The following is a 12,686-nucleotide window of genomic DNA, read 5'->3' as shown; positions in this document are numbered from 1 at the left end:
AATCGGTAGGACTTGTTCATGGAGAAGGCGCACGGCAGCACTTGCTGGACATCGTAGGTGTCGTCACGGGTGGATGTCTGAGGTTGACATGGGCTTATAGCAGCAATTATCACCGCGACGATACGATCGAACGGCTTGCCGAACATTATATGCAGGCGCTGCGCGAGATTATCGCGGGCTGCAAGGAAACTGGGCAGGAAGAATACACGCCAGCTGACTTCAAGCGGACCAAGTTGAATCAGAAGACGCTTGATACAATCATGGCGCAAGTGAATCAACATAACAGGAGGTCGCCGAAATAATGGGAGTATTGATTGAGGATATTTATAAATTATCTCCCATGCAGCAGGGCATGTTCTTCCATAGTCTGTATGATGAAGGATCACAGGCCTATATTACTCAAGTACGATTCTGTCTGCATGGGGAATTGAATACACCCGCTTTGGCTGAAGCTTGGCAGCAAGTTCTGGGGCGTCATCCTGTTCTGCGAACCTCGCTCGTCTGGGAGGATGTCGAGGAACCTTATCAAGTCGTGCAATCTAACGTGGAAGTGCCGATTATCGAGCATGACTGGAGCCAAGCTTCCTTGGAAGAACAGGAAGAGCGATTTGCAAGCTTGCTGACAGAGGATCGCGAGGCTACATTCGATTTGAAGGTTGCGCCGTTGATGCGCGTGACACTTGTCCGGTTGCAGAACGATGCACACCGCGTATTGTGGACCTTTCATCATCTCTTGCTGGACGGCTGGTCGATTCCAGTCGTCATTCAAGACCTGTTCAGCTTCTATAATGCAATTGATCAGGGGACATATTCGCAGCTGCCGGAAGTGCGTCCTTATGGCGACTATAGCGAATGGCTGGAAGCACAAGATATGGGCAAAGCCGAGCAATTTTGGCGTAATAACTTGCAAGGCTTCGCAGCACCGACGACGCTGCCTGCAGACATAGAACGAGGGATGGAAGCTGGATACGCGCAAGTATCGCTGCGTCTGTCACGCGACACAACGGACACATTGAACCGATTTGCGCGCAAATGCCGCGTCACCCCGAACACGCTGTTCCAAAGTGCGTGGGCACTATTTCTAAGCAGTTGCAGTGGAGAAGAAGATGTATTGTACGGGACGACCGTGTCGGGACGTCCGGCCAACCTGCCAGGTGTAGAAACGATGGTTGGTTTATTCATCAATACCCTTCCTGTTCGAATGAACGTAAGTAGTGACGCTGTACTTGGGCCATGGCTGCGCCAGGCCCAAGCTCGGCAAGCTGAACTGCGGCTCTATGAATACAGCCCGCTGCTGCAAGTGCAAGGCTGGAGCGACGTGCCGCGTGGCACGCCTCTGTTCGACAGCTTGTTCGTATTCGAGAACATTCAGATGGACAGCAAGACATGGGACGTGAATGACAAGCTGTCTGTAAGCGATCAAGATGCCGCGGAGCAGCCTGACTTGCCGCTTACTGTCATTGTACTGCCTGGTAAAGAGGCGATGCTCCGTATGTTGTACGATGTAAGCCGCTTCAGCGAGAAGCAAGTTTACTGGATGCTCAATCGGCTGCAGGTTGTGCTCGAAGCGATGAGCGCGGCGGGTGAAGGAATTATGCTGAAGGATCTGCCACTCATTACGGCAGAAGAAGAACGGATGATTGTGCAGCATTGGAACGATACATCTGTCGCCTATCCAAGCGAGTATACCATTCACCGTCTGTTCGAGAAGCAGGTTGCAAAGAGACTGGATCACCCGGCCCTTCGCAGCGAAGGATTGACATGGAGCTACGCGGAGCTGAATCGCTGCGCGAATACGGTGGCCAGAAAATTAGTCGAATTAGGCATTCGGCACGAACAATTGGTGCCGATGATCACGCACCGATCGCCGCACATGGTCATCGGCATGCTGGCTATTCTAAAAGCGGGCGGTGCCTACGTACCGATTGATCCTGCATATCCTAGTGAGCGGATTGAAGTAATCGTAGAAGATTGCGAGTCGCATCTGCTGCTTGCAGCGAACAAGGAGAGTCTGCCTGCCTTTACATTTCACGGTGAAGTCGTCTTTATGGACGAACTGCTTGGGGGTACGGACAAGGGGGAGAATCTGGAAGTTGCCGCAGCTCCTTCTGATCTGGCTTATGTCATGTATACATCTGGTTCTACCGGACGTCCTAAGGGAGTAATGGTCGAACATCGCAACGTTATTCGCTTGGTTAAGCATAGCAACTATGTGCAATTCGATGAGCAGACGCGAATGCTGCAGACTGGAGCAGTTGTCTTTGATGCCGCCACCTTGGAGGTGTGGGGGGCATTGCTGAACGGAGGGCAATTGGTTGTACTGGAGAACGACACCATTCTCGACGGTGGGCGAATGAAGCAAGCCATTGAGCAGTATGACGTCAATACGATGTTTATAACTGCACCGCTGCTGCACCAGTTGTCTCAGCAGAACAGCTGCATTTTTAACAGATTACATACTTTAATGACTGGTGGAGATGTGCTGTCCGTGCCGCATATGAATCGTTTGCTGCAGTCGAATCCAGGATTGACAATCGTGAATGCATACGGACCGACTGAAAATACGACGATCTCGACGACATATTGCTTCACAGGGGAACAACCGGGAGCAATTCCGATTGGTCGTCCGATTGCGAACTCGACAGCGTACGTCGTCGATCGGCATATGCGCCTGCTGCCTGCCGGTATGAAGGGGGAACTCATTGTTGGCGGAGACGGCGTAGCCCGCGGATACCGGAACCGACCGGATTTAACGGAAGAGAAATTCATGGACAGCCCGTTCCGCCACGGGGAACGCTGCTACCGTACCGGAGATCTGGTTCGCTATCGGGGAGACGGCATCATCGAATTTATAGGACGGATCGACTCACAAGTAAAAATTCGAGGATTCCGCATTGAGCCGGGCGAAATCGAGCATGTACTTGTCTCCCATCCGCAAGTGAGGGATGCGCTGGTCATTGCTGCAGAGGCGGCGAACGATGATAAGCGCTTGGTTGCGTACACGGTCGTGGAGCAAGCAGATGCAGTCGTGACTGCGGATATGCTGCGCAACTATCTCAAAGCAGACTTGCCAGAGCATATGATTCCTGCTGTCTTCGTGCTGCTCGCTTCCTTCCCGCTCATGATTAACGGCAAGGTTGATCGCAGGGCGCTGCCAGCCCCGGACTGGTCGTATAGTGACCGACGGGATTATGCTCCTCCACGCAACGATACGGAGAAGATGTTGTGTGACATTTGGCAGAGAGTTCTCGGTATTGAACAGGTCGGTATCTACGATAATTTCTTTGAGCTAGGGGGAGACTCCATTCTCAGTATTCAAGTTGTTACGCAATCTGGTCAGGCAGGGCTGAGGCTGACGCCTAAACAAATTTTCGAGCACCGGTCGATTGCCGAGCTGGCGGAACATGTTGGTACAAAGCCTGAGGTGGATGCGGAGCAAGGAGAAGTGACAGGCGTCGTTCCATTGATTCCCATTCAGCGCTGGTTCTTCGAACAGCAGTTCGCTGCTGCGCACCATTGGAATCAAGCCTTGCTGCTAACCGTTAAGCGTCCGCTTGAGGTTACTGTTCTGGAACAGGCATTTGCGTATTTGCTAGCGCATCATGATGCGCTGCGGATGCGCTTCGGCAGCGGAGAACGTCCATCCGAGGCGGCTATAGCGGAATCTGGAGAAATTGTGGTTACCCTTATCGACCTGTCATCCCTAGACACAGGTGAGCAGGACCTGGTGATTGAGCAGAAGAGCTCAGAGTTGCAGGCTAGCTTGAACTTGAAGGACGGGCCGCTCATTCGCGTCGCTTATTTTGAACGGGGTTCGAATGCATCCCCGCTTCTCCTAATCATTATTCATCATTTGGCGGTTGATGGTGTATCGTGGAGAATTCTTTTGGAGGATTTGGAAACGCTCTGCAACCAGTTAAGCGACAATCTGCCCGTGAAGCTGCCTGCCAAGACGACTTCTTTCAAGCGCTGGGGCGAAGTGCTTCACCACTATGCTCGTTCGGAAGACGCTCGGGAAGAAACGGCGAGTTGGGTGGAGAACAGCGGTAGGCAGACTTCGCGGCTGCCACTCGACGTAACGACTGACGCAGAGCTTGCTGCCGTGAACACGGTTGCGAACTCCACTGTTCATACCGCTCTGTTGTCCGAATCCGATACGTTGGCATTGTTGAATGAAGTTCCAGGGGCATCTCAAGCTAACGTTCCGGAATTGCTCTTCGCAGCCATCGTTCTCGCAATGGGACACTGGACGGGGAAGCGTACACTGCTTGCGCATATGGAAGGGCACGGTCGTGAAGAAATTGTGGAAGATGTCGATTTGTCACGCACAATTGGTTGGTTTACGACCATGTATCCTGTGAACGTGACGGTAGACGGTGCGTCATCACCGGAAGCTGTGGTCAAAGCGGTAAAAGAACAACTCCGTTCTATTCCGAATAAAGGAATCGGCTACGGGGTCTTGCGTTACCTTAGCGATGATGAGACAGCAGTTCAGGTACAGCAACTTGCACCTGCGGAGATAAGCTTCAACTATCTCGGTCGATTTTATCAGGCGGTTTCTGATTCGACCCTGTTCGATCTTGCTTCATCGTCTGCTGGTTCGGTACTTTGCCGCAACGGACACCGTCCGCACCTGCTCGACATTAATGTGATGGTGGTTGAAGATCGGTTTCATCTCTATATTACTTATTGCCATAAGTTACATAAAGAAACGACAATCGCTGCTTTTGCCCAATGGATCGAACGGGAATTGCAGACTTTGATTCAATCGGCGCTCCATGCGCCGACCAAATGGTTTGCCCCTTCCGACTTTCCGCTGGCTGTACTGTCACAGCATCAACTTGATCGGTTGGTTGAACCGGAAGGCCTATTAAGTAGACGTACATTGATTGATATCTATCCACTGTCTTCGCTTCAGGCTGGAATGTTGTATGAATCACTGCTGGAAGAGAAGGCCCATGCGTATTGCCAACAATCGGTCTTCACACTGCGAGGACATATTCAACCTCATCTATTCGAGCATGCATGGCAGCATGCGGTGGACAAGCATGATATTTTCCGCACTGTATTTGTGTGGGAAGGGGTAGCGGAGCCTCATCAGGCTGTTGTAAGCCAAGTATCCTTGCCGACGAAATGGGAGGACTGGAGGGATCTGCCGTCGATTAAGCAAGCAGCGAAGCTGGATGCGCTGCTGCAAGCAGATCGCGAACACCAATATGACCTGCTTGCCGCTCCGTTAATGCGGATTGCGATGATTCGAACAAGCGAAGACCGCTATAAGATGGTGTGGAGCTTCCATCATCTATTGCTGGACGGTTGGAGCTTGCAATTGGTATGGGGAGAAGTGCTGGAAACGTATGAGGCAGCCGTGCAAGGTCAGCGGATTGCATCCCATAAACCGAAGCCGTACAAGGAGTTCATCCAGTGGACCCGTCAGCAAAATAAGCGCGAAGCAGAAGCGTTCTGGCGAAATCATTTGCAAGGAGTTCCTCCGACACGGTTAACGATGGAACAGGCGAACGAGGCAGGTGCAGGCGGAACTGGAGAATATACGATCAAGTTGACTGCGGATGCAACGAATAAGCTCCAGCAGTTGTCACGCAGCCGTCAGCTTACGATGGGGACCCTTATTCAAGGGGCATGGGCATTTCTACTTAGTAGGTACAGTGGCAATGAACAGGTTATGTTCGGAGTAACCGTTGCAGGTCGTCCGACGGACATTCAAGGTGCCGACTCTATGGTCGGTCTATTCATTAACACGCTGCCGATGAAAGCAACGATTACGCCAGAGGAACGGCTTGTCGATTGGCTGGAGCGTCTTCAGCAAGATTTGAGCGACATGCGTCAATACGAGCATTCTTCGCTCATCGAAATTCAGGGTTGGAGTGATGTGCCAAGAGGAACACCCCTGATCGAAAGCTTGGTTGTTTTTGAGAATTACCCAACGGATACGGCAGCACAACATGGTGTTGCCAGTCTGCAAATCGAAAAGATTCGGGCGTATGAAAATCCGGATCTTCCGTTAACGATTGCCGCCGTGCTGCAAAATGAACTTAGTCTGCATGCCTTGTATGACCAGAATCGGTTCAGCGCGGACAGCGTGGAGCGGTTGTTCGTTCACTTTACAAATGTGTTGAACAGCATGGCAGCGAATCCCGAGCAACGGATTGGTTCGTTACATTGGCTGAGCGAAAGCGAGCAGAGCTTGCTCATCTCCAGTTGGAATGATACGACAACCGATTATCCGAGGGATAAGACGATCCATCAGCTCTTCGAAGATCAAGCGACAAGACGGCCAACAAGCGCTGCAGTCATTAGCAATGGATGCACCTGGAGTTATCGGGAGTTGAACGAGCATGCAGACAAGCTGGCTCACGTGCTGCAAGAACGCGGCATTGGACGCAATAAGCTCGTGCCGATACTTGCTGAACGTTCTGTACAGATGGTGGTTGGCATGTTAGCCATTCTGAAAGCTGGCGGGGCTTATGTACCGATAGATCCGAATTATCCAAGTGAGCGGATCGCTATGATGCTGGAGGATACGACAGCTGACTTGCTGCTTGTTGCCGATTCTGAACAATGTCGCAATCTTCCTTTTACAGGGGAATTGCTGGTCATTGATGAACAGACAGCGTATCCCGACAAGCAATCGGTAGTTGACGAATGTGAGCGAACTTCGACAGACACTGCGACAGTCAAGGATCTAGCTTATGTGATGTACACCTCAGGTTCCACAGGGCGTCCAAAAGGCGTCATGGTCGAGCACTGCAATGTCGTTCGCTTGGTGGCCAACACTAATTACGTACAACTGAATGAACAGACTCGCATCTTGCAAACAGGGGCGGTCGTGTTCGATGCTTCGACATTTGAAGTGTGGGGTGCACTATTAAATGGCGGGCAGTTATATATCACGGAGAAGGAAGTCATTCTGGACGGCAGCAGGTTGAAGCAAGAGCTCGAGCGGCATCGGATCAATACGTTGTGGCTGACCGCTCCGTTATTCCATCAATTCGTGCAGCAGGACAGCCGGATTTTCAGCGGGGTGCAGACATTAATTGCTGGTGGCGACGTGTTATCTGTACCGCATGTCAATCGTGTGCTGCAGGATAACCCTGAACTTACTTTGGTCAATGGATACGGACCGACGGAGAATACGACATTCTCCCTCACGTATGCCGTACAGGCGGAAGAGAAAAAGACCATTCCGATCGGTCGTCCGATCGCGAACTCGACCGCTTATGTCGTGGATAAGCATATGAATCTGCTGCCAGTTGGGGCAGCGGGCGAACTGCTTGTTGGCGGGGATGGGGTGGCAAGAGGGTATTGGAATCGGCCTGACTTGACCGCAGAGAAGTTCATAGCGAGTCCGTTCCGCAAGGGAGAACGCTGTTATCGGACAGGAGACTTAGTTAGTTATCGCTCAGATGGAGTCGTGGAGTTCCTAGGTCGCATGGATGAGCAGGTTAAAATACGCGGCTATCGGATCGAACCGGGTGAGATCGAGAGAGTGCTGGCATCTCATTCGCATGTAGGCGAAGTGTATGTACGTGTAATGGGCGAAGCTGCTGGAGAGAAGCGTCTGATTGCTTATGTTGTCCCGGAACAGACAGTAGAGCAGTTATCAACGGAACATCTGCGTCAATATGCCAAAGAACAGCTTCCGGAATATATGATTCCAACGGCGTTCGTGCAACTGAATGCGATGCCGCTTACGGTTAATGGCAAGGTAGATCGCAACGCCTTGCCCGCCCCGGACTTTACACAAGAGTCGGGAGAGGCAGCAAATCTTACGCAGCTACAACAATTGGTGGCTTCCCTCTGGTCTGATGTGCTGAACGTATCGCCTGTGCGGATTGACGATCATTTCTTCGACCTTGGTGGACATTCGCTGCTGGCTACGCAGCTTATCTCGCGCGTTCGTGAAGTGTTTCAAATTGATCTGTCTCTGCGGACACTGTTCGAAGCACCCACGCTGAACGAATTCGCGGGAAGGATTGAAGCTATTCGCAAGCTAGGGACGGTACCTGCCGTTCCGATTAGCGCAGTGTCTCGCTCCGAGAAATTGCCGTTGTCGTTCGCCCAGCAGCGGCTTTGGTTCCTAGACCAGTTGGGAATGGAGAACCAGCATAACAATATTTATGCTGCATTACGATTGCAAGGAAATCTGAATGTCGCTGCTCTGGAGCAAGCACTGAATGAGATTGTGCGGCGCCATGAGTCGCTGCGCACCACATTCGTTACCAATAACGACGGCCAGCCTGAACAGGTGATTGTACAGGAACTGACGCTTACTGTATCTATTGTTGATCTCAGTCTGGTCGAGTCTGCAGAACAAGAAACGGTTGTACAGCGATTAGCGAAGGAGGAAGCGAGCCGGACATTCCGCTTGTCTCACGACCCGCTCATTCATGTGTCACTGGTCGTGCTTCATCCAGAGGAGCACGTCATGCTGCTGACGATGCATCACATCATCTCTGATGGCTGGTCGATCGGTGTGCTCGTTAAGGAGTGGGGCGCATTATATGAGGCTCTATGCTGCGGCAAGACGGCAGAGCTGTCGGCGCTTCCACTGCAATATGCGGATTACGCCGTGTGGCAGCGCGATTGGTTAAGTGGGGAGCATCGCGAAGTGCAACTTGATTATTGGATGAAGCAAGTAAGCGGGCTCCCGTCCGTATTGGAGCTGCCGCTTGATAAGCCGCGTCCTGCGGTGCAGACCTTCTACGGTGCTCAGGTGTATCGGGTTCTTCCGACTGATGTGCTGCATAAGCTGGAGAAGCTGAGCATCGAAGAGGGAGCGACTCTTTTCATGACGCTGCTGACAGGCTTCCACATCCTGCTCCACCGATATACGGAACAGGACAGCTTCTGCGTCGGGACGCCTGTAGCGAATCGTAGTAAGCCCGAGATTGAGGGCTTGATCGGATTTTTTGTAAATATGCTGCCGATTCGAGCAGATTTCAACGAGCATTTGACTGTACGTGATTTGCTGCGGCAGAGCAGAGAGACAGCTTTGGACGCTTATGATCATCAAGATTTGCCGTTCGAGCAGCTGGTTGACATGGTTCAGCCTGTACGGAGCTTGTCGCATACGCCGATTTTCCAAGTCGTGTTCGATCTGTTGAGCAAGCAAATGGGAACGATTGAGCTGCCAGGATTGAAGACAGCACCTGTTCCGATTGCATGGGAACAATCCAAATTCGATCTTGGGTTAACGATGATCGAAACAACGGACGGCATGCTTGCTTCCTTCACTTATAATACCGATTTGTTCGAGGCGGCACGGGTAGAAAGAATGCTGGATCACCTCTTCGTTTTGTTCGATCAGATGGCTTCCCACCCGGAACAGTGTGTAGGTAGTCTGCAAATGCTGACCAGTGACGAACAGCAGCAATTGTTGGAGGACTGGAATGACACTGTCCATGAATATGCTGCAGGGCCTTGCGTGCATGAGTGGGTGGAACGGCGGGCGGCTAAGACGCCTGATGCCATTGCCGTTGTATGTAGCGAGCAGTGCCTGACCTATCGAGAGTTGAATCGGCGCGCGAACCAGCTCGCTCATCATTTGGCGAAGCACGGAATCGGAGCAGAGATGCCCGTTGGCATCTGCATGGAACGCAGCGTGGAGCTGATCATTGCGGTGCTTGGCGTGCTGAAATCAGGAGGTGCTTATGTACCGCTTGATCCACATTATCCGAAAGAAAGACTTCGCTTCATTATGGACGATACGCAAGTTCCGGTGCTGTTGACTGTGGCGGGCTTGCTGGAGCAGCTCCCTGAGCATAGTGCGGCTGCGCTATGTCTCGATTCGGACTGGCCGCGCATTGCTGAGGAGAGCGGTGAGAAGCTGGCAGTAGACGTAAACACAGCCAATTTGGCGTATGTCATCTACACTTCAGGTTCAACCGGACAGCCTAAGGGCGTGCAAGTGCAGCATGATTCGTTGCTTAACCTGATCCAGTGGCATCATGGCGCGTATCAGGTGACAGAGGCAGACCGGGCTACGCTGATTGCGGGAACGGCCTTTGATGCTTCGGTATGGGAAATATGGCCGTATCTGACGGCAGGGGCAGCGCTGTATATCGCAGACGACGAGATTCGATTGAGTCCCGAACAACTGCGGGATTGGCTCATTGAGAGTGGAATTACGCTCGCGTTCCTGCCAACGCCGTTGGCGGAGCGAGTCATCAGCGTGGACTGGCCGGAGGAGACGCCGCTGCGTGCGCTGCTGACGGGAGGAGATAAGCTGCACCACCATCCGGAAGTGCAATTGCCGTTCGCCTTGGTGAACCATTATGGCCCGACGGAGAACACGGTAGTGGCCACTTGCGGAACGGTTGCATCCGGCGTGCAGACGGAAGAAGCGCCGACGATCGGCAGACCGATTGCGAATACGAGATGCTACATTCTGGACGCGAGCGGACAACCTGTACCGATCGGTGTGCCGGGAGAACTGTACATTGCGGGAAGCAGCTTGGCACGAGGGTACTTGAACCGGCCTGAGTTGACCGCGGAGCGGTTCGTGCAAGACCCGTTCCGTGCCGATCCGCAAGCGAGAATGTACCGGACAGGCGACTTGTGCCGTTACCGTGCAGACGGGGAGATCGAATACGTCGGACGTATGGACGATCAAGTGAAAATTCGCGGTTTCCGCATTGAATTGGGCGAAGTGGAGACGGTTATCTCCCATCATCCGGATGTAGAGGAAGCAAGCGTCATTACCCGTCAGGATGTATCTGGTCAGATCCGACTTGTTGCATACGTCGTACCGGCACAAGGACAGCGCGATACTGCAGATGCTGCGCTCACGGATATACTGCGCCAGCATGTGAGTGATTGGTTGCCGGATTACATGATTCCAAGCGCGTTTGTCATGATGGAGCGGCTGCCGTTGACGCCTAATGGCAAGATCGACCGCAGGGCGCTGCCGGAGCCGGAATGGACGCACAATGAACAGGCTTACGAAGCGGGTCGCAATAGCATTGAGGAGATGCTCTGCACTATTTGGGCACAAGTGATCGGACGTGAGTCTGTAGGCATTCATGATAATTTCTTTGAACTCGGCGGCGATTCCATTATGAGCATTCAAGTTGTCGCGCGGGCAGGACAGGTAGGGCTGAAACTTACAGCAAAACAAATGTTCCAGCATCAAACGATCGCTGAATTGGCGGCCACGGTCGAAAAAGCATCGCCTATTCAAGCGGAGCAAGGCATTGTGACGGGGAGTGTGCCATTCACACCGATTCAGCGATGGTTCTTCGACAAGCGGATGCAAGCGCGTCATCATTGGAATCAGGCGATTCTGCTTACGGTTAAGCAGCCTGTGCACCTTACTGCGCTGGAAGCGGCTGTAGAGCGGCTGTTTACACATCATGACGCCTTGCGTATGCGATATATTCAGACGGAATCGGGCTGGAATCAAGTTTGTACCGAACCTGAAGAGAAGCTGCCTTTCACCAGCTATGATCTATCCGGATTGGCAGAGACGGAACAGAAGCAGGCGATGGAGGCACACATCGAACAATTGCATGCCAGCCTTGATCTACATAATGGTCCGCTGCTGCGTGCCGCCTTGTTCAACTGTGGTGCCGAGCAACCTGCCAGGTTGTTGCTAACTGTCCATCATCTTGTGGTGGATGGTGTCTCCTGGAGAATTGTGCTCGAAGACTTGCAATACGTCTATAAGCAGATAGTTCAAGGCAAGTCCGTTCATTTGCCCCCTAAGACAACGTCGTTCAAGACATGGGCGGAACGGCTGCAGCAATACGCTCAGTCGGACGCTCTGGAAGCAGAGCAGCAATATTGGGCTGAGATCGAAGCAGAGCAGGAGCCATGTCTACCAATAGATCAGCAGTTGACACCTGGGCAGATTCGGGCTATGAATACGAATCACGCTGTCCGTACTGTGCGAATCTTGCTGGATCGGGAGCAGACGAAGAAATTGCTGCGGCAAGTCCCGGCAGTTACAGGCGCACATATGAATGATATTTTGCTCACTCCGCTGCTGCTTGCGATCGAGGAGTGGTCGGGGCAGCAGTCGGTATCGCTGCATCTGGAGAGCCACGGCCGCGAGGAATTGTTCGAGGATGTGAATTTGTCACGGACTGTTGGATGGTTTACGAGCATGTATCCAATTAAGTTGACACTTGCTGATTCCCGTCATCCGCTCACGGTGCTTGGCCAAGTGAAGGAGCAACTGCGGCAAGTTCCAAGCGGCGGCATCGGTTACGGGTTGCTGCGTTATTTGCAAAGTAGTTCTTCCGAACAGAAGCAGCGACTGCAGCCCCAGATTATCTTCAACTACTTAGGACAGCTTCAGGCCGACAGTGACACAACCGGGTATTTTGGTGCAGCGCCAGAGTCCATCGGTACGCTGAGCGGGCAAGACAATGAACGGGAAGCTCTCATTGAAGTGAATGGTGTGGTGACGGACAGTCAACTGACAATGGATTGGCGTTATTGCGCTGATATTCATGATGAAGCAACGATTCAGCGACTAGCTGACTCTTATGCGACTGTTCTTTCCTCCATTATTAGCGACTGCCAAGATACGGGCGTACACAGTCAGGTAGCAGTAAGTGCTGCTGAGTTCGGCTGGAATGAAACGGAGCTGGAGAACATTTTCGAAGCCTTGGGAGAAATGGACGAAGATTTGTAAGCCATCCAAAAGGCGAAAAATCAGGGTG

General features: G+C 52.3%; 2 protein-coding genes (1 of these 2 running past the window's edge). Both read left to right on the top strand.

Annotated features, from left to right (window positions below):
• Positions 1-302, top strand: partial view of a non-ribosomal peptide synthase/polyketide synthase gene (locus M3650_RS05440; protein WP_251573047.1) — the 3' portion only. The gene continues 14,386 nt to the left of window position 1, outside the view; 302 of the gene's 14,688 nt are visible here — the last part of the coding sequence; the start codon falls outside the window, past its left edge; it ends in the stop codon at positions 300-302.
• Positions 302-12,658, top strand: a complete 12,357-nt coding sequence (locus M3650_RS05435) for a non-ribosomal peptide synthetase (RefSeq protein ID WP_251573045.1) — start codon at positions 302-304, stop codon at positions 12,656-12,658. Before M3650_RS05440 ends, M3650_RS05435 begins: the two co-directional genes overlap by 1 nt.
• The last annotated feature ends 28 nt before the right edge of the window (positions 12,659-12,686 follow it).

Source organism: Paenibacillus sp. MER TA 81-3 (assembly GCF_023713585.1).
GTDB lineage: Bacteria > Bacillota > Bacilli > Paenibacillales > Paenibacillaceae > Paenibacillus_B > Paenibacillus_B profundus.
The sequence above is the reverse complement of the archived record's forward strand: the minus strand, read 5'-3'. Positions and strand labels throughout refer to the sequence as shown.

Bases quoted from the DNA above. Each gene is read 5' to 3' on its own strand.
- M3650_RS05435 (WP_251573045.1), top strand. From the start codon at position 302: ATGGGAGTATTGATTGAGGATATTTATAAATTATCTCCCATGCAGCAG.